General features: G+C 64.8%; 20 protein-coding genes and 1 pseudogene. 14 read left to right on the top strand and 7 right to left on the bottom strand.

The genetic code is table 11. The features are described from left to right. Window positions 1-33: 33 nt before the first annotated feature. Complete coding sequence (gene mutS, locus ABIA90_RS29975) at window positions 34-2,772, bottom strand: DNA mismatch repair protein MutS (RefSeq protein ID WP_354119042.1); 2,739 nt, start codon at window positions 2,770-2,772, stop codon at window positions 34-36. A gap of 216 nt (window positions 2,773-2,988) precedes the next feature. Here mutS and pcaF point away from each other — a divergent pair, with 216 nt between their 5' ends. The 6 genes and pseudogenes from pcaF (at window position 2,989) to ABIA90_RS29945 (ending at window position 9,693) form a co-directional block, all read left to right on the top strand. Then, entirely contained in the window at window positions 2,989-4,197 is a 1,209-nt protein-coding gene (gene pcaF / locus ABIA90_RS29970) for a 3-oxoadipyl-CoA thiolase (protein WP_027542154.1), read from the top strand. A 99-nt stretch (window positions 4,198-4,296) separates the two neighbouring features. Further along, entirely contained in the window at window positions 4,297-5,190 is an 894-nt protein-coding gene (locus tag ABIA90_RS29965; protein WP_354119041.1) for a dioxygenase family protein, read from the top strand. 118 nt (window positions 5,191-5,308) lie between these two features. Beyond that, window positions 5,309-6,010, top strand: coding sequence for a protocatechuate 3,4-dioxygenase subunit beta (gene pcaH, locus ABIA90_RS29960; RefSeq protein WP_208083641.1), 702 nt, complete (start codon window positions 5,309-5,311; stop codon window positions 6,008-6,010). Continuing rightward, the gene (gene pcaG / locus ABIA90_RS29955; RefSeq protein WP_071909018.1) at window positions 6,011-6,601 is read left to right on the top strand and encodes a protocatechuate 3,4-dioxygenase subunit alpha; all 591 of its coding nucleotides are present in this window, start codon (window positions 6,011-6,013) and stop codon (window positions 6,599-6,601) included. It begins immediately after the preceding gene. A gap of 264 nt (window positions 6,602-6,865) precedes the next feature. Continuing rightward, window positions 6,866-8,557: a methyl-accepting chemotaxis protein gene (locus ABIA90_RS29950; RefSeq protein ID WP_354119040.1), complete on the top strand. Its 1,692-nt coding sequence runs from the start codon at window positions 6,866-6,868 to the stop codon at window positions 8,555-8,557. 48 nt (window positions 8,558-8,605) lie between these two features. Continuing rightward, window positions 8,606-9,693 (top strand): annotated as a pseudogene (locus tag ABIA90_RS29945) (phosphotransferase). A gap of 132 nt (window positions 9,694-9,825) precedes the next feature. Here the strand turns inward: ABIA90_RS29945 and ABIA90_RS29940 are convergent. From ABIA90_RS29940 to ABIA90_RS29930, 3 genes are read right to left on the bottom strand one after another with little or no spacing between them, the layout of a single operon-like run. Beyond that, entirely contained in the window at window positions 9,826-11,382 is a 1,557-nt protein-coding gene (locus tag ABIA90_RS29940; protein WP_354119039.1) for an MDR family MFS transporter, read from the bottom strand. A 4-nt stretch (window positions 11,383-11,386) separates the two neighbouring features. Beyond that, on the bottom strand, window positions 11,387-12,562 hold the full coding sequence (locus ABIA90_RS29935; RefSeq protein WP_354119038.1) for an HlyD family secretion protein: 1,176 nt from the start codon (window positions 12,560-12,562) through the stop codon (window positions 11,387-11,389). Then, window positions 12,555-13,037 (bottom strand): MarR family winged helix-turn-helix transcriptional regulator, encoded by a 483-nt coding sequence (locus ABIA90_RS29930; RefSeq protein ID WP_354119037.1) that lies wholly within the window; start codon window positions 13,035-13,037, stop codon window positions 12,555-12,557. The genes ABIA90_RS29935 and ABIA90_RS29930 overlap by 8 nt, the downstream gene beginning before the upstream one ends. Before the next feature lie 155 nt (window positions 13,038-13,192). Here ABIA90_RS29930 and ABIA90_RS29925 point away from each other — a divergent pair, with 155 nt between their 5' ends. The 7 genes from ABIA90_RS29925 to ABIA90_RS29895 all read left to right on the top strand — a co-directional run bounded on the left by ABIA90_RS29925 (window position 13,193) and on the right by ABIA90_RS29895 (window position 21,461). Then, window positions 13,193-13,687, top strand: coding sequence for a Fur family transcriptional regulator (locus ABIA90_RS29925; RefSeq protein WP_354119036.1), 495 nt, complete (start codon window positions 13,193-13,195; stop codon window positions 13,685-13,687). A gap of 34 nt (window positions 13,688-13,721) precedes the next feature. Continuing rightward, the gene (locus ABIA90_RS29920) at window positions 13,722-14,675 is read left to right on the top strand and encodes a DMT family transporter (RefSeq protein WP_354119035.1); all 954 of its coding nucleotides are present in this window, start codon (window positions 13,722-13,724) and stop codon (window positions 14,673-14,675) included. A gap of 12 nt (window positions 14,676-14,687) precedes the next feature. Continuing rightward, window positions 14,688-15,971: a flavodoxin-dependent (E)-4-hydroxy-3-methylbut-2-enyl-diphosphate synthase gene (gene ispG, locus ABIA90_RS29915; protein WP_085404046.1), complete on the top strand. Its 1,284-nt coding sequence runs from the start codon at window positions 14,688-14,690 to the stop codon at window positions 15,969-15,971. 193 nt (window positions 15,972-16,164) lie between these two features. Continuing rightward, window positions 16,165-17,061: a TauD/TfdA dioxygenase family protein gene (locus ABIA90_RS29910; RefSeq protein WP_354119034.1), complete on the top strand. Its 897-nt coding sequence runs from the start codon at window positions 16,165-16,167 to the stop codon at window positions 17,059-17,061. A gap of 137 nt (window positions 17,062-17,198) precedes the next feature. Next, window positions 17,199-19,829: an SUMF1/EgtB/PvdO family nonheme iron enzyme gene (locus ABIA90_RS29905; protein WP_354119033.1), complete on the top strand. Its 2,631-nt coding sequence runs from the start codon at window positions 17,199-17,201 to the stop codon at window positions 19,827-19,829. 81 nt (window positions 19,830-19,910) lie between these two features. After that, the gene (locus ABIA90_RS29900; RefSeq protein ID WP_063980026.1) at window positions 19,911-20,342 is read left to right on the top strand and encodes a hypothetical protein; all 432 of its coding nucleotides are present in this window, start codon (window positions 19,911-19,913) and stop codon (window positions 20,340-20,342) included. A 303-nt stretch (window positions 20,343-20,645) separates the two neighbouring features. Further along, a complete protein-coding gene (locus ABIA90_RS29895; RefSeq protein ID WP_354119032.1) occupies window positions 20,646-21,461 on the top strand; it encodes an N-acetylmuramoyl-L-alanine amidase in 816 nt (271 codons plus the stop codon). A gap of 46 nt (window positions 21,462-21,507) precedes the next feature. On the opposite strand, the gene ABIA90_RS29890 is transcribed toward ABIA90_RS29895, so the two are convergent. The 3 genes from ABIA90_RS29890 to ABIA90_RS29880 form a co-directional block, all read right to left on the bottom strand. Further along, entirely contained in the window at window positions 21,508-23,118 is a 1,611-nt protein-coding gene (locus tag ABIA90_RS29890; protein WP_354119031.1) for a Na+/H+ antiporter, read from the bottom strand. Between the two features lie 46 nt (window positions 23,119-23,164). Next, entirely contained in the window at window positions 23,165-24,034 is an 870-nt protein-coding gene (bla, locus tag ABIA90_RS29885) for a class A beta-lactamase (protein WP_354119030.1), read from the bottom strand. A gap of 149 nt (window positions 24,035-24,183) precedes the next feature. Then, window positions 24,184-24,558, bottom strand: coding sequence for a nuclear transport factor 2 family protein (locus tag ABIA90_RS29880; RefSeq protein ID WP_354119029.1), 375 nt, complete (start codon window positions 24,556-24,558; stop codon window positions 24,184-24,186). A 94-nt stretch (window positions 24,559-24,652) separates the two neighbouring features. Here ABIA90_RS29880 and ABIA90_RS29875 point away from each other — a divergent pair, with 94 nt between their 5' ends. Then, on the top strand, window positions 24,653-25,081 hold the full coding sequence (locus ABIA90_RS29875; protein ID WP_063980022.1) for a GFA family protein: 429 nt from the start codon (window positions 24,653-24,655) through the stop codon (window positions 25,079-25,081). The last annotated feature ends 170 nt before the right edge of the window (window positions 25,082-25,251 follow it).

Genomic DNA, 25,251 nt, shown 5'->3' with positions numbered 1-25,251 from the left:
GGCACGCTGCGCTTTGCCCACTCTACGGCATCGTCACTGCTTCGGCAGCTTGGCCTTCAACGCATAGAGCGCATCCAACGCCTCGCGCGGCGACATCTCGTCCGGGTGGAGCGCCTTCACAGCGTCGATCAATAGCTCGGCCTCGGTCGGCGGTGCGGCTTCGGCGGCGGCGCGTGAGGGCACCGCGAACAGCGGGAGGTCGTCGGCAAGCGCGCGGGCGGTCTGGCCGCGGTCCTGGGCTTCGAGTTTCGCCAGCACGGATTTGGCGCGCGTGATCACTGCTGGCGGCAGGCCTGCGAGCTTGGCGACCTGGATGCCGTAGGAGCGGTCGGCCGAGCCCGGCAGCACTTCGTGCAGGAACACGACATTGCCCTGCCATTCCTTCACCCGCACCGTCGCGTTGAACATGCGCGGCAGTTTTGCCGAGAGCGCGGTCAGCTCGTGATAGTGCGTGGCGAACAGCGTGCGGCAGCGGTTGCTCTCGTGCAGATGCTCGATCGCGGCCCAGGCGATGGAGAGGCCGTCGAACGTCGCGGTGCCGCGGCCGATCTCGTCGAGGATCACGAGCGCGCGCTCGCCGGCCTGGTTCAGGATCGCTGCGGTCTCGACCATCTCCACCATGAAGGTGGAGCGGCCGCGCGCGAGATCGTCGGCGGCGCCGACGCGCGAGAACAGGCGATCGATGATGCCGATCCGCGCGCGCGAGGCCGGCACGAAGCTTCCGATCTGCGCCAGCAGCGCGATCAGCGCGTTCTGGCGCAGGAAGGTCGATTTACCGGCCATGTTGGGACCGGTCAGCAGCCAGAGCTGGCCGGATTTTTGCGCCGGTGTTGGCGAGAGATCGCAGGCATTGGCAATGAATGGCTCGCCATTGCGCTTCAAGGCCTGCTCGACGACGGGATGGCGGCCCGCCTCGATCGCAAAGCCGAGGGAGTCATCCACGTCCGGCCGCACATAATTGTCGTCGACCGCGAGCTTGGCCAGCGAGGTCGCGACGTCGAGCAGCGCGAAGGCATGGGCGGCGGCGCGCAGATCGTCGCTGATATCAAGCGCCTTCGCGGACAGCCGCTCGAAGATCTCGAGCTCGAGCCCGAGCGCTCGGTCGCCGGCATTGGCGATCTTGGCCTCGATCTCGCCGAGCTCCGAGGTGGTGAAGCGCACCTGGCCCGCCAGCGTCTGGCGATGGATGAAGGTCGCATTCAGCGGCGCGGACATCAGCTTGTCGCCGTGCTGCGCGGTGACCTCGACGAAATAGCCGAGCACGTTGTTGTGCCGGATCTTGAGGCCCTTGACGCCGGTATGGTCGGCGTAGCGCGCCTGCATCGAGGCCACCACGAGGCGCGAGGCATCGCGCAGGCTTCGCGTTTCGTCGAGCGCGGGTTCGTAGCCCTGACGCACGAAGCCGCCGTCGCGCTTGATCAGCGGCAGCTGGTCATCGAGGGCACTTGCGAATTCAGCGGCGAGCTCGCGCGACGGACGCTGCAGGGCCGCCATCACCACCGCGATCTCATGCGGCGGCTGGTCGAGCTCGCCGAGGCGCATCAGCACCTGGTCGGCGGCGATGATGCCGTCGCGCAGGCCGGCGAGGTCGCGCGGTCCGCCGCGGCCGACCGAAAGACGGGCCAGCGCCCGCGACATGTCGGGCGCGCCGCGCAGGATGCTGCGGATGTCTTCGCGCGCAGCGGAGTCCGCAACGAAGGCGCTGACGGCATCGAGCCGCCGCGCGATTGCGGGCGCGTCCGTCAGCGGCGCTGCCAGCCGCTGCGCCAGCAGGCGCGAGCCGGCCGAGGTCACCGTGCAGTCGATCGCGTCGAGCAGCGAGCCGCGGCGTTCGCCCGCGAGCGTTCGCGTCAGCTCGAGATTGGCGCGGGTGGCGGGGTCGATCGCCATGGTCGCGCCCGAGGCCTCGCGCGCGGGCGGCGACAGCGGCGGATGCTTGCCGACCTGGGTGCGGTCGACATAGGTGACGGCGGCGGCTGCGGCGGTCGCTTCCAGCCGCGTCAGTTGCGCCAGCCCGTCCATGGTCGCGACGGCGAAATAATCGCACAGCCGCTTCTCGGCGGTGGCGCCGTCGAAGACGTCGCGGGTCAGCGGGGTCACCGCCGGCAGCTCGCGCAAGGTCTGTCCGAGCTCGCTGTCATTGTAGAGCGCGTCGGTGACGATCGCCTCGTTCGGATTGATGCGCGCCAGCGTCGCGGCGAGCTCACCGCTAGAGCATTCCATCACCGTGAATTCGGCGGTCGAGATGTCGATCCAGGCAAGACCGAAGCGGTCGCCGCCGCCGGAGGCGCGGGCGCGCGCGATCGCCAGCAGATAATTGTTGGCGCGCGCGTCTAACAGCGTGTCCTCGGTCAGCGTGCCCGGCGTAACCAGCCGCACCACGCCACGGCGCACAACGCTCTTGTTGCCGCGTGCTTTGGCGGCGGCGGGATCCTCGGTCTGCTCGCACACCGCGACGCGGTGGCCGGCGCTGATCAGGCGATGCAGATAATCCTCGGAACGCTCGACCGGCACGCCGCACATCGGGATGTCGGCGCCCTGATGCTTGCCGCGCTTGGTCAGCACGATGCCGAGCGTCTTCGAGGCGATCTCGGCATCCTCGAAGAACAGCTCGTAGAAGTCGCCCATCCGGTAGAACAGCAGCAGGCCCTGATGCGCCGCCTTGATCTCAAGGTACTGTTCCATCATCGGCGTGACGCGCGCGATGGCTTCCGCCGGCGGCGTGGGCGCTTCGTCAGGGGGCGGCACAGGTATCGGCTGTTGCATTGTCATGGGCGGCGCAACCTACAAAATTTCGCCTCCTGCTCCTACCGGTTTGGCCGGCGAGGGGAGGTTTTCCACGTTGTCCGCACCACGGCATGCATTGGCAGCGTGCGCCCCCCTCGGAACAAGCAAGAAACCGTCAATTGACCTGCCGCGGGCGCCCTCCTAAAACTCCGCGGACATTGAAGAATTTGGGCCGGACCGCGGCATTCAGGGAGAACAACGATGCGTGACGTCTTTATCTGCGATGCCGTGCGGACCCCGATCGGCCGTTTCGGCGGCTCGCTCGCCAAGGTGCGCGCCGACGACCTCGCGGCGGCCCCGATCAAGGCGCTGATGGCCAAGCATCCCAATCTCGATTGGGCACAGGTCGACGAAGTCTTCTTCGGCTGCGCCAACCAGGCCGGCGAGGACAACCGCAACGTCGCGCGCATGGCGCTGCTGCTTGCGGGCCTGCCGGATTCGGTTCCCGGCCAGACCCTGAACCGGCTCTGCGCCTCCGGCCTCGACGCGGTCGGTGCGGCCGGCCGCGCCATCCGTTCCGGCGAGATCGAGCTTGCGATTGCCGGTGGCGTCGAATCCATGACCCGCGCGCCCTTCGTGATGGGCAAGGCGCAGGAAGCCTTCTCGCGCTCCGCCGAGATTTTTGACACCACCATCGGCTGGCGTTTCATCAATCCGCTGTTGAAGGCGCAATATGGCGTCGACGCCATGCCGGAGACCGGCGAGAACGTCGCCGAGGAATTCCAGGTCTCGCGCGCCGACCAGGACGCCTTCGCGATCCGCTCGCAGCAGCGCGCAGGCGCGGCGATCGCGGCGGGTTATTTCGCCGAGGAAATCACGCCGATCACCATCCCCGGCGGCAAGGCCGGCCCGATTACGGTCGACAAGGACGAGCACCCGCGCCCGGAGACCACGCTGGAAGGCCTGGCAAAACTGAAGCCGATTGTGCGCAATCCCGGCACTGTGACCGCCGGCAACGCCTCCGGCGTCAATGACGGCGCGGCCGCGATGATCCTGGCCTCCGAAGCCGCCGTGAAGAAGCATGGCCTCACCCCGCGCGCCCGCATCCTCGGCCTCGCCTCGGCCGGCGTGCCGCCGCGCATCATGGGCATCGGCCCGGTGCCGGCGACCCGCAAGCTGATGGAACGCCTCGGCAAGAAGATCAGCGATTTCGACCTGATCGAGCTCAACGAGGCCTTCGCCTCGCAAGGCATCGCCTGCATGCGCCAGCTCGGCGTTGCCGACGATGCCGATTTCGTCAATCCGCATGGCGGCGCCATCGCGCTCGGCCATCCCCTCGGCATGAGCGGCGCGCGCCTCGCGCTCACCGCCGTCCACGGCATGGAAAAGCGCGGCGGCAAGCTCGCGCTGGCCACGATGTGCGTTGGCGTTGGCCAGGGCGTTGCCGTTGCGATCGAGAAGCTGAACTGAGCTTTCTCCTCTCCCTCTCCCCGCTTGCGGGGAGAGGCGAAGATTCCGGGCTCGTTCGTTTCACTCGCGCCCGGAATGACGGGTAATCCGGAGACGAGCATGATCATCGAGCGCGAGCAGGACGTCACGGCCGCTGCACTGGCGGTGATGGAGCGGACGTCCGATCCGCGGCTGCGCCAGATCATGGTCTCCCTGGTCAAGCATCTGCACGCCTTCGTCCGCGATGTCCGCCTGACCGAGAAGGAGTTCCGGGACGCGACCGCGATCGTGGCCGAACTCGGCAAGCTCACGACCGACACGCACAACGAAGTCGTGCTGATGGCGGGCTCGCTCGGCGTCTCGCCGCTGGTGTGCCTGCTCAACAACGGCGATCAGGGCAATACCGAAACCGATCAGTCGCTGCTCGGCCCGTTCTGGCGGCTGAACTCGCCGCGGGTCGAGAATGGCGGCTCGATCGTGCGCTCGGAGACGCCCGGCGCGCCGCTGTTCGTCAGCGCCCGCGTCGTCGACGGGGACGGCCGTCCCGTCGCCGGTGCGGAGGTCGATGTCTGGCACGCCTCGCCGGTCGGCCTCTACGAGAACCAGGACCCTGATCAGGCCGACATGAACCTGCGCGGCAAGTTCACGACCGACCAGGACGGACGCTTCGCCTTCCGCTCGGTGATGATGGTCGGCTACCCCATCCCGACCGACGGCGTGGTCGGCCGCCTGCTCGAGGCGCAGAGCCGGCATCCCTATCGTCCCGCGCATTTGCACGCCCTGATCTTCAAGCCCGGATTCAAGGTGCTGATCTCGCAGGTCTACGACCCCGCCGACCCGCATATCGACAGCGACGTGCAGTTCGGGGTGACGCAGGCACTGATCGGCAAGTTCCAGCGCCACGACACGCCGCATCCGACCGCACGAGACGTCCCGACCCCCTGGTATTCGCTCGACCACACCTACCGGCTGGAGGCCGGTGAGGCCGTGCTGCCGCGTCCGCCGATCAAATAGCGTGGTCCTGCCGGCGCAGGACACCTGCCAAACCCGCTTCCCTAGATTAGTTATGTTCTATAATGATCGGGGGAAGCGTTGACCGGCCGGAGCAAAATGGCCGGGGAGGAGTTCGCCAATGACATTCATCTATCCCGTCGATAGCAACAAGGCGCATCCGCTGCCGCTGTCGCCCGAATACAAGAGCTCGATCAAGCGCGCGCCGAACAAGCCCTTGATCCCGATGCGGCACACGCTGTCGGAATTGACCGGCCCGGTCTACGGCCACGAGACCGTGCGCGAGGGCGATGCCGATCTCACCACCCAGCATACCGGCGAGCCGATCGGCGAGCGCATCATCGTGCACGGCCATGTGCGCGACGAGGACGGCCGCGGCGTGCCGAATTCGCTGGTCGAGATCTGGCAGGCCAATTCCTGCGGCCGCTACGTCCATGTCCGCGACCAGCACCCGGCGCCGCTCGATCCGAACTTCACCGGCGCGGGCCGCACCGTGAGCGATGCCGACGGCTACTACCGTTTCGTCACCATCAAGCCTGGCGCCTATCCCTGGGGCAATCACCACAACGCCTGGCGTCCCGCGCATATCCATCTGTCGGTGTTCGGCCATTCCTTCGTCACGCGGCTCGTGACGCAGATGTACTTCCCTGCTGACCCGCTGTTCCCGTTCGACCCGATCTTCAACTCGGTGCCGGACGAGAAGGCGCGGGCGCGGATGGTGTCGTCATTCGACCTCGAGAACACGCAGCCCGAATGGGCGCTGTGCTACCGCTTTGACATCGTGCTGCGCGGCAAGAACGCCACGCCAATGGAGAACACTTAAGTGCAGGACAACGGTATTACCCCATCGCAGACCGTCGGTCCGTTCTTCAAATACGGCCTGACGCCGACCGGCGAATACGCCTGGAACGACGCGTTCACCAACTCGACGCTGACGCCCGACGTCACCGGGGATCGCGTCCGCATCGAAGGCCGCGTGTTCGACGGCGACGGCGTCGTGGTGCCCGACGTCATGCTGGAGATCTGGCAGGCGGATGCGCAGGGCCGCTTCGCCGACCCCCAGGACAAGCGCGCGCTGCCCAATGCCAGCTTCCGCGGCTTTGCCCGCTGCGGCACCGACAAGGACGGCAATTATTCCTTCGACACCGTCAAGCCGGGCGCGGTGCCCGATCCCGACGGCAAGCCACAGGCGCCGCACATCGTGCTTGCGGTGTTCGGCCGCGGCATGCTGCGGCATCTCTACACCCGTATCTATTTCAGCGACGAGGCCGGCAATGCCGCCGATCCCGTGCTGGGACTGGTGCCGGCCGATCGCCGCGCGACGCTGATCGCGACGCGCGAGGCGGGGAAGGCGGTCTATCGGCTCGACCTGCGGCTTCAGGGCGACGACGAGACGGTCTTCTTCGACATGTGAGGCAGCAACGCGTGGCGGCGATATCGACAGCCGCCATGCGTTTCTCATCCAGCGCAACTGAGCTGGTTGCTGCGTTTCATCGGGCCTGAGACGTCTCTGTTCGTGCCCCGAGTCGGTCTCGCTGACTCAAAAACGACCGACTGACGTCCTCTTTTCGTAATTTTCCGGTGCCCGCGGGATACAATTTCCGCGCGAAGCAATCCCGTGTTTACCGCAGTTGTTTAGGGTCCGTTCGGATTTCGACCTGCGCCATTGGATTGTTTCATGAAAATTCGTCTCTCGCTTTCTTCTGCAGTCATTGCATTCGGGATCGTGCTCGCCATCGGCTTTACTGCCGTCGTCTCGACCAGCCTTTACGCCCTGCGCGAGCTCAAGGTCGGCGGTCCGCTTTATTCCGACATCAAGCTCGGCAACGACCTCATCGCGGACATCCTGCCGCCGCCCGAATATGTGATCGAAGCCTATCTCGAGGCCACGCTCGCCATGCGCGAGCCGGACCAACTGTCGGCCCATGGCGAACGCCTGGTCCAGCTCCGCAAGGATTACGACGAGCGCAAGGCATTCTGGACCACCTCCAGCCTCTCCACCGATCTGAAGACGGCGCTGGTGTCGAAATCCGACGCCGAGGTGCAGAAATTCTGGAAGCTCTTGTCCGACCAGCTCCTGCCGGCCCTCAAAGCCAAGGACGTGGCCGGCGCCGAACGCGCCTATGCGCAGCTCAAGGACGCCTACACCGCGCACCGCGCCGTCATCGACAGCATCGTCGAGAGCGCCAACAAGCAGAATGCCGACATGGAGAAGCTGGCCGCCGAGCGCGACAGCTCGATCCTCTACTTTCTCCTCGGCGTCTCCGCAGCCGTCCTGGCCCTCATTGCCGCAGGCCTGCTCGGCGTCGCGCTTGGCGTGGTGCGCCCGATCGTGCGCATGACGGACACAATGCAGAAGCTTGCGACCGGCGACCTCGCCGCCGACATCCCGTTCGCGCACCGCCAGGACGAGGTCGGCTCGATGGCGGGTGCGCTCCAGGTGTTCAAGCAGGGGGCGATCGAGAATTCGCGCCTGCGCGAGGAGCAGTTGCGGAAGGAGCAGGAGGCCGCGATTGCCAAGCGCGGCGCCCTGCACCAGATGGCCGAGACCGTCGAGCGCGAGACCGGCCGCTCGGTCGATTCCGCGAGCGTGGCAAGCCAGGGCGTCGAACGGGCCGCCTCCAGCCTGTCCGAGATCGCCCGGTCGCTGTCCGCGGAGTCGCAGGCGGTGGCCTCGGCGTCCACCCAGGCGCTGGGCAGCTCGCAGACCGTCTCGGCCGCGGCCGAACAACTGAGTGCCTCGATCCGGGACATCGCAACCCAGGTGGCGCGGACCAGCACGGTCACGAAATCGGCGGTCGCCGGCCGCGAGCAGGCGCGTTCGACCATCCAGGCGCTGGCGGGCGCGGTGAAAAAGATTGCGGAGGTCTCCGACCTCATTGGCGGCATCGCCGGCCAGACCAACCTCCTGGCGCTCAATGCCACGATCGAGGCCGCGCGAGCCGGCGAGGCCGGCCGCGGCTTTGCGGTGGTTGCGGCCGAAGTGAAATCCCTGTCCGACCAGACCGCCAAATCCACCGAAGAGATCGGGCGGCTGATCGCCGAGGTTCAGGCCTCGACCCAGGCCGCGGTCGATGCCGTCGAGACGATGGGAGGCCACATCGTCGAGATCGACGGCGTGGCGACCTCGGTCGCGGCGGCGATGGAGGAGCAGGACTCCGCAACGCGGGAGATCGCGCGGTCGATTTCCGAATCGGCATCCGCTGCGAAGGAGGTCTCGGCCAAGATCGCCAATGTCAGCCGCGACGCCGCCTCGGTGGACGAGCGCGCCACGGAGGTGAGGCAGGCGATTGCGGGCATGGCGGCCAACCTGGAATCGCTGCGGTCGGTCGTCGTCCGGACCGTGCGCGACTCGACCGCAGCGGCTTGAGCCGGGCGCCGGGTCTGCGGCTGGTGCGTGGGGTCGTGATCGTGCAGTATTGCGCGGGACAGGGGCATCTTGGTCATGACACCTCCACAACTGCCGGCGGTCGTTGAGCCCGCCCAACTGACGGCTGCGCTGCGCAGGGGTGGCGTGCTGGACGCTGGCGCCGTGCGCGAGGTGAAGGTGCTGCATCAGCGTGACACCGTCGTGTCACACATCGTCCGCCTCGGCCTGCGCTATGTCGGGGAATCCGCCGGTGCGCCGCAATCGCTGATCCTGAAGACCGCCATTCCGCGTTTGCGCAGACGCTCGCCAATGCCGGCCGGCACGAGGTGGCGTACTACACGCAGCCTGCGCCGAAGATGCCGCTGGGATTGGTGCCGCGCTGCTTCGACGCGCATTTCGACGAAGAACGCCTCGCCTGGCACCTGCTGCTCGAGGATCTCACCGACAGCCACGAGGTCGCAACGCAATGGCCGCTGCCGCCGTCACGCGAGCAGGCGATCGCGATCGTCACGACGCTGGCGCGCTGGCATGCGGCCTGGTGGGACCATCCCGATCTCGGCGAGACCGTCGGCAGCTGGGCGAGCACCGAAGACAGCACGCAGCACATGGAGGCGTTCGCGGGTCATTACGACCGCTTTGCCGATTTGCTCGGTGACCGTCTCAGCGAGGAGCGACGCCTCATCTACCGTCGCCTCATCGATCAGTCGGCCCGGCTATCCGAGCGCTATCATTCGCGCCGTCATCTCAGCATCACCCATGGTGATGCCCATAGCTGGAATTTCCTGCTGCCCCGCACCGGTGTCGCCGATACCGCGCGCATCTTCGATTTCGACCTGTGGGGCATCGACGTCCCGACCAACGATCTCGCCTACATGATGGCGATGCAATGGTACCCGGAGCGACGGCAGGCGCTCGAACGCTCGCTGCTCAATTTCTATCATGACACGCTGATCGAAAGCGGCATCACGGGCTACACGCGAGGTGCGCTCGATCGCGACTACCGTTGGTCCGTGCTCTGGCACATCACCAAGCCGGTCTGGCAGTGGAGCATCAACATCCCGCCGTTGATCTGGTGGAATAATCTGGAGCGGGTGATGATGGCGGTGGACGATTTGGGCTGCGAGGAGTTGTTGTAGAAGCTCGTGCCACCTGTTCGCTGTCGTTGCCCGGCTTGACCGGGCGACCCAGTATTCCAGAGACGGTTGTGGGATTCGGAGAAGCTGCGGCGTACTGAATGCCCCGGTCAAGCCGGGGCATGACACCTGTGGCTACTCCATCACCGCATGTTCCGGCCCCGCGGCCTGCTTGCGCAGCGTGGCCTTGGTCGAGCCGATCAGCAACGCGAGCGGGATGGTGCAGAGGATGAAGATCATCACCAGCATATAGTCGTGCGCAAATGCGATGATCTGGGCCTGCACGCTGACCATTCTGTCGGCCATGGCGCGGCCGGCGTCGGTGGAGAGATCGATCATGCCGCTGACGCTGGGCATCTGGAGTGCGTGGTTGAACGGGTTGATGTATTCGGACAGGATCGCGTAGGTCCGTCGCGTTCCCTGCGTCAGCTCGGCGATGACGACGGAGATGCCGACCGAGCTCGCGACGTTGCGCATCAGGGTCAGCATCGCGGTGCCGTCAGTACGCAGCTCGTTCGACAAGGTCAGGAACGCCACCGTCGAGAGCGGCACGAAGACGAGGCCGAAGCCAAAGCCCTGGATGACGCTGACGGTGACGATCTCCGGCACCTGGGTCAGGTCGGTCCACCCGGTCATCTGGAACAGCGAGCCCGCGGTCAGCGTCAGGCCGGTGATGATCAGCGTGCGTGCCTCGAAATAACGCATCATGCGGCCAACCAGCATCATGGCGAAGAAGGTACCGAAGCCGCGGCTCGCCAGCAGCAGGCCGGCGGTGATGATGGGATAGCCGATCACGTTCTGCATGTAGGGCGAGGCCAGCGCCATGGTCGAGAACAGCACGAGCCCCATCACGACCATGAACATACAGCCGGTGACGAAGTTGCGGTCCTTGAACAGCGCGAAACGGATGAACGGCGTCGACGTCGTGAAGGAGTGCGCGAGGAAGAAGTAGAAGGCGACGGCCGAGACGATGAACTCCGCGATAATCTCGTTGGATTCGAGCCAGCCCAATTGCTCGCCCCGGTCCAGCGCGAGCTGAAGCGAGCCGATCGCGAGCGCCAGCGCGGCGAAGCCGAACCAGTCGAACTTGAGGCTGATATCCTTCCGGGTCTCGTCCATGAAGACGATCAGGCCGAGCACGGTGATGGCGCCGAACGGCAAATTGACGAAGAACACCCAGTGCCAGGAATAGGTCTCGGTCAGCCAGGCGCCGAGGGAGGGGCCCATGATCGGGCCCATCATCACGCCCATGCCCCAGATCGACATCGCCTTGGCGCGTTCCTGGAGCGTGTAATAATCGAGCATGACCGATTGCGACAGCGGCACCAGGGCCGCGCCGAACACGCCTTGCAGCAGACGGAACAGCACCATCTGGTTGATGTCCTGCGCCAAGCCGCACAGCACGGATGCGAAGGTGAAGCCGGCGGCGCAGATGATGAAGATGCGCTTGCGGCCGAAGCGGTTGGCGATCCAGCCGACCGGCGCCGTCATGATCGCGGCGGCGACGATGTAGGAGGTCAAGACCCAGTTGATCTGGTCCTGCGAGGCCGACAGTGAGCCCTGCATGTAGGGCAAGGCGACGTTGGCGATGGTGGTGTCCAGCGCCTGCATGATGGTCGCGGTCATGGCGCAGATCGTCACCATGTTCCGGCGTAGGCCGGGGACCATCAGGCTGGCATTGGGGCCGGACATCGGATCAGTCCTTGTCCTGGTCTTTGTCCTGGTTCGCCGTCGCCGACAATCCGAACAGGCCGGCGAGCGAGCGCTTGTGGCCGGTGTCGATGGTGGCGTAGACGCTCATGCCGGCCTTCAGCTTCCGCACGTATTTGTCGGTCTCGTCGAAATAGATCCTGACAGGCACGCGCTGCACCACCTTGACGAAATTGCCGGTGGCGTTCTGCGGCGGCAGGATCGCGAATTGCGCGCCGGTGCCGGGCGAGAGCGAACCGATCTTGCCCTTGAAGACGTGGTTCGGAAACGCGTCGACCTCGAGGGTCACAGGCTGTCCCTCGGTGACGTGGGTGAGGTCGCTCTCCTTCGGATTGGCGTCGACCCAGGGGTGGGCGACGTCGATGATGGAGAACACCGGCGTGCCGGCGGTGACGTAGCGGCCGAGCTGAATCTGCTCGACCTGCGTCGCAACGCCGCCCATCGATGCCCGCACCACGGCGTGGTCGAGATTGCGCTCGGCATTGTCGAGCTTGGACTTGGCCTGCGCGTAAGGCGGGAATTTCTCCAGCGGCAGGTCGGTGTCGCCGAGCAGCTGCGTCTTGGCCGTCGAGATCTGCTGCTTGACGTATTGCGCGATCGAACCTGATGTGACCAGCGCGTTCGCGGAGTTGTCGAGGTCGAGTTGCGAGCCGTAGCTGTTCTTCACCAGCGCCTGCTTGCGCTCGACGTCGCGCTGCTTCAGGTCGACGCCCTGTTGCGCAAGGTTGAGCATGTCGCCGTAGATCTTGATGTTGGCGCGGAGGTTGTCATAGGTCGACTGCGCCTGCATCAGCTGCGCCCTCGCCTCGTCCACCGCGAGGCGGAACGGCACGGGATCGATCTCGAACAGCTCGTCGCCTTGCTTGACGATCTGGCCTTCCCTCACGACGACCTTCTGGATCTTGCCGGAGATGTCGGGCGTCACCAGGACCTTCTGCGCGCCGACATAGGCATCGTCAGTGCCGACATAGCGGCCGCCGTTCAGATAGAAGGTGAGGCCGCCGACGGCGACGACGAGCGGCAGCACGACCAGGAGCAGGAAGCGGCGATAGCGGCGCAGGCCCGCCACCAGGCGGCGGCGCGGATCGGTGCCGGCTTTCTTGGCGGGCTTGCCGCTGTCGCTCTTCTGCTCGGGCTGGAACTTGAGGACCTGATCAGCCATAGCGCTGCTCCTTACGCGCTTGTTCCGCGCCGGATGTCTGGATCGCGTTACGCACGTTTTCCTTGATGGATTCGAGTTGGGTGAGGAGACGGTGGGCGTCCGCCGGGCTGATGCCGTCGAGTGCGTTCGCCGTGAGTTCCGATTTCAGGCCGCTCATCTTGCCGAGCAGCGCACGGCCGGCCTTCTTGAGATAGAGGCGCTTGACGCGGCGGTCCGAGGCGTCGCTGCGGCGCTCGATCCAGTCGCTCTCGCAGAGCTTGTCGATCAGGCGCGTCAGCGTGATCGGCTGCATCTCCAGCAACTCGGCGAGTTCCGACTGCTTCATGCCCTCGCTGCGCTCGACCTTGGCCAGGACCGCCCATTGAGCGCGGGTGATGCCGAAGCGCGATGCCTCCTTGTCGGCATAGACCCGCAAGAGGCGGTAGAGTTCACCGAGCGTGAACAGGAAGTTCTGGTCGACGGACCCGCGGGTCATAACGTTATCTCCAATGAGCTTGACTATAATAAGCAAGCTTATGATTATTTCGTGGCGGATTAGCGGGACGCTGTCCCGCAGCAAAAGCATGGCTGACAGGCGCATTCCCGGTCGCGCTTTGGGTTCCACGGCCGAAATGCTAGAAGGCAGGCCACATGACTCTCGCAAAGCCGGCATTTCCGACGCCTGACCACGATCACGGCCGCTGCACTGCGGACGCGCTGGCGCACGCCGAGACGGTTTGCGAGGCTCGCGCGCAGAAATTCACGCCGATCCGCCGCCAGGTGCTGGGGGCGCTGCTCTCCAGCCACCGGCCGCTCGGCGCCTATGAGATCATCGACGAATTGGCAAAGTCGATGCCGCGGCCGGCGCCGATCACGGTCTACCGGGCGCTCGATTTCCTGATGGCCAACGGCCTCGTGCACCGCATCGAAAGCCGCAACGCCTACCTCGCCTGCGCCGCCCACGACCACGACGCGACCTCGGCGGTAGCGTTCCTGATCTGCGAGCGCTGTGGCCTGGTCGGCGAGATCCCGTCGGCGTCCTTCGCCAAGGACCTCAATGCCGCGGCGCGCAACTCAGGCTTCGCACCAAAACTGTCCGTGGTGGAGATCACGGGCGTCTGCGCCCATTGTCAGAAAGCTGCATAAAGCAACAACGGCGCAAGCCGGTATTCGGGAAGAAATGTCCGCACCACAAGCCATACCGTCCGCCGGTCGCCCCCTCAGTGCCGGCGCCATCGCCCTGATGCTCATGCTGTGCCTGACCTGGGGCTTCAATCAGATCGCGGTGAAGCTGGTGCTGCCGGAGGTGCCGCCGATGCTCCAGGCGATGATCCGCTCGATGGGTGCGTTGCCCGTGCTGTTCATTGTCGGCAGCTTGCGCGGCGTCAAATTCTTCGAGCGCGACGGCACGTGGAAGGCCGGCCTGGTCGCCGGGCTGATGTTCGGCGTCGAGTTCGTGCTGATCTTCCAGGGCCTGCGCCTGACCTCGGCCTCGCGCGCGGTGGTGTTCCTCTACACGGCGCCGTTCTTCGTCGCGCTCGGGTCCTACCAGGTGCTCGGCGAGCGGCTCGGCGGCACCCAATGGCTGGGGCTGGCTGTGAGCTTCGCCGGAGTTGCGCTCGCGATCGGCGTGCCGCAGCCCAATGTGGATTCGCACATCCTGCTCGGCGATCTCCTGATCGTGGCCGGCGCAGGGCTTTGGGCGGCGACCACACTGGTCGCCAAGGGCACCCGGCTGCGCTTCGCTGCGCCGGAAAAGGCACTCGGCTATCAGGTCGCGACCTCGATCCCGATCCTGGGCACCGCCGCCTGGCTGTTTGGGGAGACCATCACCCGGACCCCGTCGCCGCTGTCGCTCAGCCTGATGGCCTTCCAGGCGATCTGGGTGGTTGGAACCACGTTCACGCTTTGGTTCGCGCTGGTGAAGACCTATTCGGCCAGCAAATTGTCGGCTTTTACCTTCATCACCCCTTTGTTTGGCGTGGTGGGTAGCTATTTCATCATGCACGACACCTTGAGCCTGACATTCGGGGCCGCTGCGATCCTTGTAATTGCTGGGCTTTTTCTGGTTAACCGTCCCAGCTCAACGGCTGCGGCGCCGCGCGATGCATTGCTCAACGTCACCAAAACCTGATATTTGGACCCCATGAACAAGCTCGAAAACCCCATTGATTCCGACATCGCGGGCCCGGCGCCCCGGCACCGGACCACCCAGGTCAAGGTCGGCGACGTCGCCGTTGGCGGCGGTGCGCCGATCGTCGTGCAGTCGATGACCAACACCGACACCGCCGACATCGACGGCACCATCGCCCAGGTCGCAGCGCTTGCGCGCGCCGGCTCCGAAATGGTCCGCATCACCGTGGACCGCGAGGAGGCCGCTGCTGCCGTTCCGCATATCCGCGACGGCCTGGCCAAGCGTGGCATCACCACGCCGCTGATCGGCGACTTCCACTATATCGGCCACAAGCTGCTCGCGGCCTATCCGGCCTGCGCCGAGGCGCTCGCGAAATATCGCATCAATCCCGGCAATGTCGGCTTCAAGGACAAGCGCGACACCCAGTTCGCCGACATCATCGAGATCGCGAACAAGAACGGCAAGCCGGTCCGCATCGGCGCCAATTGGGGTTCGCTCGACCAAGAGCTGCTGACCAAGCTGATGGACGAGAACGCCGCGTCCGCCAATCCGCGCGACGTGCGCGCGGTGACGCGCGAGGCCATGGTGCAGTCGGCGCTGCTCTCGGCCGCACGCGCCGAAGAACTCGGCATGCCCAAGAACCGCATCATCCTGTCGGCCAAGGTTTCGGCCGTGCAGGATCTGATCGCGGTCTATCAGGATCTCGCGGCGCGTTCCGATTACGCCATCCATCTCGGTCTCACCGAGGCCGGCATGGGCACCAAGGGCATCGTGGCCTCGTCGGCCGCGCTCGGCATCCTGCTTCAGCAGGGCATCGGCGACACCATCCGCATCTCGCTGACGCCGGAGCCCGGCGGCGACCGCACCCGCGAAGTGCAGGTCGGCCAGGAATTGCTGCAGACCATGGGCTTCCGCACCTTCGTGCCGCTGGTTGCGGCGTGCCCCGGCTGCGGCCGCACCACATCGACCACGTTCCAGGAACTGGCGAGCTCGATCCAGGCGTTCATCCGCGACGAGATGCCGGGTTGGAAGACGAAATATCCGGGCGTCGAAGAGCTCAACGTCGCGGTGATGGGCTGCATCGTCAACGGCCCCGGCGAATCCAAGCACGCCAATATCGGCATCTCGCTGCCGGGCACCGGCGAAGCCCCGGCCGCGCCCGTCTTCGTCGATGGCAAGAAATTCCGCACGCTGCGCGGCCCGACCATCTCCGCCGACTTCAAGGCGCTGGTGATCGACTATATCGACCAGCGCTACGGCCAGGGCGCCAAGGTCCCGGTGACCGCGGCGGAGTAGGCGTCTCCCAAACATTGGAATCGTAAGGCGGGTTTGCCAAAAGCAACCCGCCTTATTTTTTGCGCGACCGTAGCCTGGATGAAGCGCAGCGAAATCCGGGGCATTGCCCACCGTGGAACGACCCGTTCCCGGATTGCGCTTCGCTCCATCCGGGCTACGATGTCTTCCAATCAAAATGATCGGGAGACATGCCATGAGCTCACTCGCCGGCAAGCAGGGCCCGCGCTATCGCCACACGGCCGAGGACGGCGCGGCTTACGAGACCATCGCGGTCGAAAAGCTCACCCCCATCATCGGCGCGGAAATATCCGGCGTCGACCTCGGCAGCCTCGTCGATGGCGATGCCCGCTCCAACCGGCAGATGGACGAGATCCACCGCGCGCTCGCCGAAAACCTCGTCATCTTCTTCCGCGATCAAAACATCACGCCAAAACAGCATCTCGCGTTCGGCCGCAAGTTCGGCGAGCTGCATTTCCATCCTGCCGCGCCGCATGAGGACGAAGATCCGGCGCTGATGAAGATCTACGCCGACAAGAACTCGCCGCGGGCGAACGGCGAGGGCTGGCATTCGGACGTGTCCTGCGATCTCGAGCCGCCGATGGGCTCGATCCTCTACATCAAGCAGTGCCCGCCGCGCGGCGGCGACACGCTGTTCGCCAACATGTACGCGGCCTATGAGGCGCTGTCGGACCGGATGAAGGCCTATCTCGACGGGCTGACCGCGCTGCATGACGGCGAGCCGATCTATCGCGGGCTTTACGCCAATTACGGCGTCGCCGATCGTCCGTCCTATCCGAGCGCCGAGCATCCGGTGGTGCGCACGCATCCGGTGACGGGCAGGAAGGCGCTCTACGTCAACCGCGGCTTCACCCGGCACATCAACGGCATCCCGCGCGACGAGAGCGATGCGATGCTGGCCTATCTCTACCAGCACGCCGAGAACCCGCTGTTCCAGTGCCGCTTCCGCTGGACCGAGAACGCCATCGCGTTCTGGGACAACCGCTGCACCCAGCACCGCGCGATGTGGGACTACTGGCCGCATACGCGTTCAGGCACGCGCGTGACGGTGAAGGGGGAAAGGCCGGTCTAAGTCGCCGCCGTCGCCAATCGCTCAGTGACCTGAATCACGGACTTGGTATTGCCCCCGTCGAATGATGTGGGCTCGTGGTGCTGCTTGCAGGGGCTACAACCAGCGATATACTCGCAAAGGGCGATTTGGGGGGAATTATGCGCTGGGTGGCGGCTACCATTCTTGCGCTCGTTTTTTACGGGTTCGCGGGTCAGGCGCTGGCCGAGAAGCGCGTCGCTCTGGTGATTGGCAATTCGTCGTACCGGAATGTCCCGAGCCTTCCGAATCCCCGGAATGACGCCGCCGAGATTGCCTCCCTGTTCAGATCTGCAGGATTTTCCGCGGTCGATGCCCGCCGTGATCTTGGGATTTCAGACATGCGGCGCGCGATCAGCGATTTCGCCGAGATGGCAAGCGATGCCGACGTGGCCGTCGTCTATTTCGCCGGCCATGGCATCGAGGTCGATGGTGCAAACTACGTCATCCCCGTCGACGCGAAGTTGTCGCGCGATTTCGACATCGAGGATGAGGCTATTTCCCTCGATCGCATTCTGAAATCGATCGAGCCCACCAGGCGGCTTCGCCTCGTCATCCTGGATGCGTGCCGGGACAACCCGTTCTTGAAGACCATGAAGCGAACCATAGCGTCCCGATCGATCGGTCGCGGGTTGGCCAAGGTCGAGCCCGCGATATCCGATACGCTGATTGCCTTCGCGGCCAAGGCCGGATCGGTTGCGCTGGACGGCGATGCCAAAAACAGTCCCTTCACGGCCGCGCTGCTGCACAACATCGCCGCTCCCGGCTTGGACTTGAGGATTGCATTCGGCCGAGTTCGCGACGAAGTGCTGAAGGTCACCAATCGTCACCAGGAGCCGTTCGTCTATGGATCACTGGGCGGCTCTGTCATCTCGATCGTCGATGCACCGAAACTGCCGCCACCGCCAACGACGGATGACATCGTCTGGAACGCCGTGAAGGATTCGACCTATCCGGCCGTGTTCGAGGAGTTCATCGCGAAGTTTCCGACGACGCCACATCTGAAGGCGGCCCAATCACGGCGTGATGAGCTCAAGCAGGCGCAAGCTGCGGCTGCCGCGCGCATACCCCCGCCGCCGACCGCCGACGAAATCGTCTGGGCGGCGATCAGGGATTCGAACTATCCCGCGATCTTCGATGATTTCCTCAGCAAGTTTCCAGCCAGCAAGCATCGAGCCGAGGCGCAATCGCGCGCCGACGAGCTGCAAAAGCAGATCGCCGCCGCTGCCGCCCGCGTTCCACCGCCTCCGACCGCCGACGAGGTCGTCTGGGATGCCATCAAAGGCTCGACGTATCCGGCAATCTTCGATGATTTCGCCAGCAAGTTTCCGGCAAGCCCGCATCTGGCGGACGCCCAGAGGCGCAGGGATGAGCTGAAAAAGCAGATTGCCGCCACGCAAGCTCCGCCACCTCCCGCCGCCGAGGACATCGTCTGGGCCGCGATCAAGGGATCGCGCGATCCCGCGATCTTCGATGAGTTCGTGAGTAAATATGCGGCGAGCCCGCACATCGCGGCCGCACGACAGCGAGGGGATGACCTGAGGAAGGAGATCGCTGCTGCTCAAGCGCCGCCACCTCCGCCTGCAGATGAGATCGTCTGGAACGCGATCAAGGAGTCGCACGATCCCGCGATCTTCGAGGAGTATTCCGCTAAATATTCCAGCAGTTCGCACGTCTCTGCCGCGCTGTCGCGTCGTGACGAACTGAGGAAGGAACGCGCGGCGGCAGCTGCACCGCCGCCGGCCCCGCCCGCGACCGATGAGATCGTCTGGAATGCGATCAAGGATGGGCGCTCGCCGGCGATGTTCGAAGAGTTTCTGAGCAAATTTCCCGAAAGCGCGCGCTCCGCAGAGGCGCGCGAACGGTTCAAGGCGTTACAGGCGGTGCAGGTGGCCTCCACCAACGCCACGCTTCTGGCTCCAGACACGACCCCGCGGCGCGAAGGACTGACTGCGATCGGCATCAAGGTGTTGTCCGATTCGGAAGAGGCGGCTCTGAAGCAGAAGGCCAGCTTCAAGGAATGTGAAAAGTGTCCGGAGATGGTTGTGGTCCCACCGGGCGCGTTCATGATGGGGACGTCGGAGAGTGCATCGAAACGCACCGCGGAATCGTCTCGCCACAAGGTGACGTTCGCCCATTCATTCGCGGTTGGCCGTTACGCTGTCACGTTTGCGGAATGGGACGCCTGCGTCGCCGATGGGGGATGCAATGGGTACAAGCCCTGGGACAACGGTTGGGGCCGCGGGAGACGACCGGCGATCAACATTTCCTGGTCGGATGCCAAGAGCTATGCAGCCTGGTTGTCGGCCCGCACCGGCAAGACGTACCGCCTCCTGAGCGAAGCCGAGCGGGAATATGTGACGCGCGCGGGAACGACGTCATCGTTCTGGTGGGGAGTCTCCGTGTCTCGGGGCCAGGCCAACTACGATGACAGGGCCAGCCAGGATAAGAATGCAAAGGGTGCCTCCGGGCAAAAGACGGCTCCTGTCGATTCCTTCCAGCCGAATCCGTGGGGCCTCTATCAGGTGCACGGCAATATCTGGGAATGGGTCGAGGATTGCGTCAACGACACTTATGAGGGCGCGCCTGTGGACGGGAGTCCTTGGCTGAAAGGCCGATGCGAGCAGCGTGTCCTCAGGGGAGGCTCCTGGGTCAGCAAGGCGGATGCAGTCGAAGCGGGGAGCCGTTACGGCGTGCAGTCCGAAGGACGCGTGAGCAACGTTGGATTTCGAGTCGCGAGAACCTTGAGATAGCCGGGCACGAGTGCATCGGCCTCGCCAGCCGGAACAATCCCATACAATAACTCTAAGATTTTTTCATTGGAGACTTATGAAATGACAACCTACCCAGTACGCCTACCGTCGGCCCTCTTGATCAAAATCACCGCGGGGCTCGTCCTGTTCTTCGGAATCCTCTGTGGCGCACATGCGGGCGGGGGGAACACGTCGCTCGTCGTGAAATCGGGCGAGGCAAAGGAAATCTGCAAATGCGGCGGACACTGGCGCGTCGACAGCAGTGGCAAGGTCTGGCCCGTCAGCATTGAAGTCGTGACTCCGCCGAAGAGCGGTGCCGTGACGACGCGAGCGAGCACCGGGCAACGAAAATTGAGAAGCGGAGAGGCCAAGACCGTGCGGCTGACCAGCGTGGTGTACCAATCCAAGAAGGGTTATGTCGGTGAAGACTCCTTCACGTATCGGCGCGTGACGGCGGACCCTACCGACCCGGATAATGGCAAGGTATACACAGTCGCCGTCACCGTCAGGTAATTGCGATGGGGGCGGATAGGAGCCCTAAGATCTGCCCCCTTCGGCCTGCGATAAAGGCGGCGATTACGCTGCGCCAACCCACTTCACGAAGCCGTGCTTGCGTTGACGTCTTCCCGCGTCCGCGCCAATCTTCCCGAAAATCAAATCGGGAGGATCCGCCATGCTCCGCGCCGAGGACAACAAGTTCCTGACCGAGTCCGGCTCGGGGACGGGAATGGGCGAGTTGTTGCGATCGTCGTGCAGCGCTTCGGCGACATCGCAGGCTTCGTCGGCAGGCCGCGGATCGCGGCAGCGGAGTAGGACTTGTCGTTAGGGCGGGGCATCGTCACAATTCTCCTCGTGTCGCTGGTCACACTGTTGCTTCCGTCGATCGACGCGGGCCGTGCTGCCCCGGCCCGGAAGGTTGCGAAAGCCAGACCTAAGCCTGCGCCCGCACCAGCCAAATGTGAGATGCCGAAATTCCGGATCGTCGTCGACGTCGGGCACACCCCGGACTCCTACGGCGCGTTGAGCGCGCGCAATGATCCGGAGTTCGGCTTCAACTTCCGGCTCGCAAGGCTGGTCACGGCAAAACTCAAATCCGAAGGCTTTACCGCAACCCGGTTGCTCGTCACGGACGGCAAGGCGCGGCCGAGCCTGTTCAAGCGCGTCAGTGCCGCGAATGACGGCCGGGCCGATCTCGTGCTGTCGATCCATCACGACTCAGTGCCGGACAAGCTGCTCGAGACCTGGGAATTCGACGGCGCAAAGAGCTATTTCAGCGACCGCTTCTCGGGTCACTCGCTGTTCGTGTCCGAGCGCAATCCACACTTCACCAGCAGCCTGAAGCTGGCCCGGATGATCGGCAGGCAGTTGAAGGAGCAGGGCCTGCACTACGCCAGCCAATACACGCTGCCGGTGATGGGCCGCTACCGGCGCCAGCTGCTCGACAAGGATGTCGGCGTCTACCGCTATGACGGGCTCGTCGTGCTGTCGCGAACGAGAGGCGCGGCAGTGCTGCTCGAAGCCGGCTCGATCATCAACCGCGACGAGGAGATGGAGATGAACTCGTCGGAGCGGCAGGAGATGATTGCGGGCGCCGTTGCGGCGGGGGTCGGGGAATTTTGCAAGATGCGATAGTCGGCGCTGCCGTCATTGCTTCGCTTCGCTCGCAATGACGAACAAGCTACAACGGCACCCCCCGATACTCCCTGTTCGCTAGGCTTGCCTCTTCCAGGTCCAGGTCGCGCTCGATCCGGCGCCGCGTCTCGTCGGTGATCTGGCCGTCGCGCAGGAGGTCGTGGATGAACTTTCGCTCGGCGACGATCAGGTCGCGAGTCAGGGCGGTGCCGGCGGCGGAGACGTCGTGATGGTTGGGGTCGAGTGAATCCGGAAGCTGGTTGACACGAATCTCGTGACGCGCGCGCAGGAGCCGCATCACCTCGTCCGATACATCCTTTTCTTCGGTCATTGCGTCGAGCGACTTCAGCGCCGCCTCGAGCGCCTGGCGGCGTGCCGCGATCTCGGCCTCGTGCTCGGCGACATGCTCGTTGCGGCCGGCCTCGGCGACACCGAGCCAGCGCACCACCGGCGGAAGCGTCAGGCCGACGCCGATCAGCGTCACGAAGATGACTCCGAAGGCGACGAACAGGATCAGGTCGCGATACGGGAAGGCATTGCCATCAGGCAACGTGAACGGCAGCGCCAGCGCGGCCGCCAGCGACACCGCGCCGCGCACGCCGGTGAAGGCGAGCACGAACGGCCATTGCCATGGCGGCGATGGGTCGCGCTTGCGTAGGCTCTTGCTCAATATCCGCGGCAGATAGATCGCAGGATACAGCCAGACGAAGCGTGCGATGACGATGACCGCCAGGACCACCGCGGTCGCGATCATGATATCGTCGAGCGGAAACGCCTTCGACTTCTCGTAGAGTGCCCGCATCTGGAAGCCGGTGAGCAGGAATAGCAGGCCCTCGATCAGGTAGATGATGAGATCCCAGAAGAAGATGCCTTGCAGGCGGGTCGACGCCGAGATCAGCAGCGGCCCGTTCCAGCTCACATAGAGGCCGCAGGCCACGGTCGCGATCACGCCGGAGCCGCCGAGGTGCTCGGGCAGCCAGTAGGACACGTAGGGCGTGATCAGCGACAGCGTCAGCTCGACCTGCGGATCCCTGGACCATTTGCGGAAGCGAAGGGAGAGCCAGCCAATACCGATGCCAAAGGCGATCTCGCTGGCGACGATGAGGACAAACTCGCCGGCCGCCAGCGGCAGCGAGAAATGGCCGACCATGATGGCCGCAAGCGCGAAGCGGTAGAGGATCAGGGCGGTCGCGTCGTTCGCGAGTCCCTCGCCCTCGAGGACGACCAGGAGCCGGCGCGGTATGTTCAGACGGCGCGCGATCGCGAGCGGCGCCACCACGTCGGGCGGAGCGACGATGGCGCCCAGCAGGAATCCGATGGTCCAGGGCAGGCCGATCACATAATGCGTGGCACTAGCCACCAGCGCCGCGGTGAAGATCACCGCGCCGACCGCGAGCAGCACGATCGGCCGCAGATTGTTCCTGAACTCGCGCCAGCTCATCGCGACGCTCGCCGAGTAGATCAGTGGCGGCAGCACCATCAGCAGCACCAGTTCCGGCGGCAGTTCCACCGGCGGCATGCCCGGCACGAAGGCGAGGCCGACGCCGGACAGCATCAGGAGAATGGCGGGCGCGATGTTGAAGCGGCGGGCGACCAGCGCGGTGCCGGCCAGCACCGTGAGCAGGATGAGAAAGGTCTGAAATTTCGCTGCGATCATGGCCTGTCTTGGCCCGGAAGCGGCCAAAAGGTCAATGCGTCGCGGCTCACGCCAGCCGTTCGGCCACCATGCGTCCGACGCGCGCGAACACGGCTTCGATCTGCGCGGCGTTGGGCCTCCCGCCCTGGGTATAGGCCGCGATAAGGATTGGTACATCCGCCTTGTTGTCGAGCTTGGGCCAGACGACCGCGATATCGCCCGACGCATCCTTGCCGTTGTTGCCGGTCTTGTCGCCGATCTTCCAGCCTGCCGGCAGGCCGCCGCGCAGCCGGTTGGCGCCGGTCTTGCAGCCCACCATCCATTCGGTGAGCTGGGTCCGGGAGGCCGGCGACAGTGCTTCGCCCACCACCAGCCGCTTCAGATTGCCGGCCATCGCCGCCGGCGTCGTGGTGTCGTGGGGATCGCCGGGCGGTGAGCGGTTGAGCTCGGGCTCGTTGTGGTCGAGCCGCGAGGTGGTGTCGCCGAGCGATCGCCAGAAGGCCGTGAGCGCGGCGGGGCCGCCGATCCGCGCCAAGAGCAAGTTGGCGCAGGTGTTGTCGCTGAGCTCGACGATCGCCTTGCACATGTCGGTCACCGACATCGTGCCGGCGGCGAGATTTTGTTTGGCGACCGGCGCGTAGTCGAGCAGGTCGGCCTTGCCGTAGGGGATCATGGCCGCAAGCTGCTCCTCGCCGCGACCGACCCGCGCCAGCACGCAGGCCGCGAGCGAAGCCTTGAATGTCGAGCACATGACGAAGCGCTCGTCGGCGCGCCATGCGAGCTTCGCGCCAGTCGCGAGGTTCTCGGCATAGACCCCGATCCGCCCGCCGCTCTCGCGCTCGTAGGATTCGAGCTCCGGCGGTGCGTCTACGGCGAGCGCGGGGGAGGCGGCCATCCAGCACAGCGAGGCAAGCAGGGTACGGCGGTCGAGAGGCATAGGGGACTTTCAGACATCGTCATTGCGAGCGCAGCGAAGCAATCCAGAATCTTTCCGCGGAGACAGACTGGATGGCTTCGCTTCGCTCGCAATGACGGAAAATCAAAGGCGAGTTCGCCAGAATTCGGGCCGCGGAAGGGTCGTCCCCCTCACTCCCTCAGGTCATACCGGTACGATTTCGACACGATCTGCCAGCCGTCGGCGAGCTTCATCGCCACCAGATAATCCGTGAAAAAGCGCGGCGGCAGCTGGCACCTGACCTTGATGAAGGCGGTCTTGTCATCCGAGCGGTCGATGGTGACGATGAAATCCTCGCGTGGCTTGCCTTCGGCCTTGCCGGAAGGGCGCTTGCGGACGCGATCGAGCCAGTCGGGCACGGTCAGCACCTGAAGCTCGCCCTTCTCGACCCAGCGCAAATCGGCGGAGGGATGGAAGACGGCGCCGAGTTTTTCGGCATCGCCCTCGTAAAGTCCGTCGAAATAGGATTGCACGACGGCTTCGACGCTCGAACGGTTCTGGCTCATGGGTCATCCCTTTGAATGATGGCTTGGGGCGAACTTAGTCGTACACATCAAAATGCGCTATGGGTGTCTGCGCCAATTGGGCGAGGACGCTGGAATGACCGGATCAGAAAATTCGAACGCTCGTATCCTCACCGGCGAATGCTATTGCCGTGCCGTGCGCTACGAGGTCGCGGACGCGTTCTCTTACGCACTGAACTGCCACTGTTCGAACTGCCGCCGCACCACCGGCTCCGCCTTCAAGCCGTTCGCCGGGATCGTACAGGACAAGCTCCGCATCGTCCGTGGCGAGGACCAGCGCCTCATCTATGGCGACGACACAACCCACGACGCGCACTGCGCCCGCTGCGGCTCGTTGCTTTATTCCCGGGTGCGCGAGGGAAAATGGGTCCATGTCGCCATGGGAACCCTGGTTGACGCCCCCTCGATTCGGCCGAGCGCCCACATTTTCGTGGGCTCGAAGGCGCCCTGGCATGAGATCACGGACGAGCTGCCGCAATACCGGGGACACATCGGGGGTGACTGAGCGCATACTTGGCCTGCGCCAGCGAACCGCTATCGCTCTGGCGAGACTAAAGAGTTCCTTGGCAGTTTGCAGGCATCGTCTTCGTGATCTCCATCACAAATGCGATGGCGGATTCTGCTAAGGCAATCCCCAAAGGGCGACCGAATTGCTCCCGATCTCTGGAAGTTCTG

Origin of the sequence: Bradyrhizobium sp. LA6.8 (assembly GCF_040547935.1) — a bacterium.
In the GTDB taxonomy this organism is placed as follows: Bacteria; Pseudomonadota; Alphaproteobacteria; order Rhizobiales; family Xanthobacteraceae; genus Bradyrhizobium; species Bradyrhizobium barranii.
Note: the sequence above shows the minus strand (reverse complement) of the source record. Positions and strands in the feature narration are given on the sequence as shown.

What these genes read in the sequence shown, in the direction of transcription:
- ABIA90_RS29925 (WP_354119036.1), top strand. Translation starts at nt 13,193, where the DNA reads ATGACTCTCGCAAAGCCGGCATTTCCGACGCCTGACCACGATCACGGC.
- ABIA90_RS29940 (WP_354119039.1), bottom strand. Translation starts at nt 11,382, where the DNA reads ATGTCCGGCCCCAATGCCAGCCTGATGGTCCCCGGCCTACGCCGGAAC.
- ABIA90_RS29910 (WP_354119034.1), top strand. Translation starts at nt 16,165, where the DNA reads ATGAGCTCACTCGCCGGCAAGCAGGGCCCGCGCTATCGCCACACGGCC.
- pcaF (WP_027542154.1), top strand. Translation starts at nt 2,989, where the DNA reads ATGCGTGACGTCTTTATCTGCGATGCCGTGCGGACCCCGATCGGCCGT.
- ispG (WP_085404046.1), top strand. Translation starts at nt 14,688, where the DNA reads ATGAACAAGCTCGAAAACCCCATTGATTCCGACATCGCGGGCCCGGCG.
- ABIA90_RS29930 (WP_354119037.1), bottom strand. Translation starts at nt 13,037, where the DNA reads ATGACCCGCGGGTCCGTCGACCAGAACTTCCTGTTCACGCTCGGTGAA.
- ABIA90_RS29935 (WP_354119038.1), bottom strand. Translation starts at nt 12,562, where the DNA reads ATGGCTGATCAGGTCCTCAAGTTCCAGCCCGAGCAGAAGAGCGACAGC.
- bla (WP_354119030.1), bottom strand. Translation starts at nt 24,034, where the DNA reads ATGCCTCTCGACCGCCGTACCCTGCTTGCCTCGCTGTGCTGGATGGCC.
- ABIA90_RS29905 (WP_354119033.1), top strand. Translation starts at nt 17,199, where the DNA reads ATGCGCTGGGTGGCGGCTACCATTCTTGCGCTCGTTTTTTACGGGTTC.
- ABIA90_RS29890 (WP_354119031.1), bottom strand. Translation starts at nt 23,118, where the DNA reads ATGATCGCAGCGAAATTTCAGACCTTTCTCATCCTGCTCACGGTGCTG.
- ABIA90_RS29875 (WP_063980022.1), top strand. Translation starts at nt 24,653, where the DNA reads ATGACCGGATCAGAAAATTCGAACGCTCGTATCCTCACCGGCGAATGC.
- ABIA90_RS29950 (WP_354119040.1), top strand. Translation starts at nt 6,866, where the DNA reads ATGAAAATTCGTCTCTCGCTTTCTTCTGCAGTCATTGCATTCGGGATC.
- ABIA90_RS29920 (WP_354119035.1), top strand. Translation starts at nt 13,722, where the DNA reads ATGTCCGCACCACAAGCCATACCGTCCGCCGGTCGCCCCCTCAGTGCC.
- ABIA90_RS29965 (WP_354119041.1), top strand. Translation starts at nt 4,297, where the DNA reads ATGATCATCGAGCGCGAGCAGGACGTCACGGCCGCTGCACTGGCGGTG.
- pcaH (WP_208083641.1), top strand. Translation starts at nt 5,309, where the DNA reads ATGACATTCATCTATCCCGTCGATAGCAACAAGGCGCATCCGCTGCCG.
- ABIA90_RS29880 (WP_354119029.1), bottom strand. Translation starts at nt 24,558, where the DNA reads ATGAGCCAGAACCGTTCGAGCGTCGAAGCCGTCGTGCAATCCTATTTC.
- ABIA90_RS29900 (WP_063980026.1), top strand. Translation starts at nt 19,911, where the DNA reads ATGACAACCTACCCAGTACGCCTACCGTCGGCCCTCTTGATCAAAATC.
- mutS (WP_354119042.1), bottom strand. Translation starts at nt 2,772, where the DNA reads ATGACAATGCAACAGCCGATACCTGTGCCGCCCCCTGACGAAGCGCCC.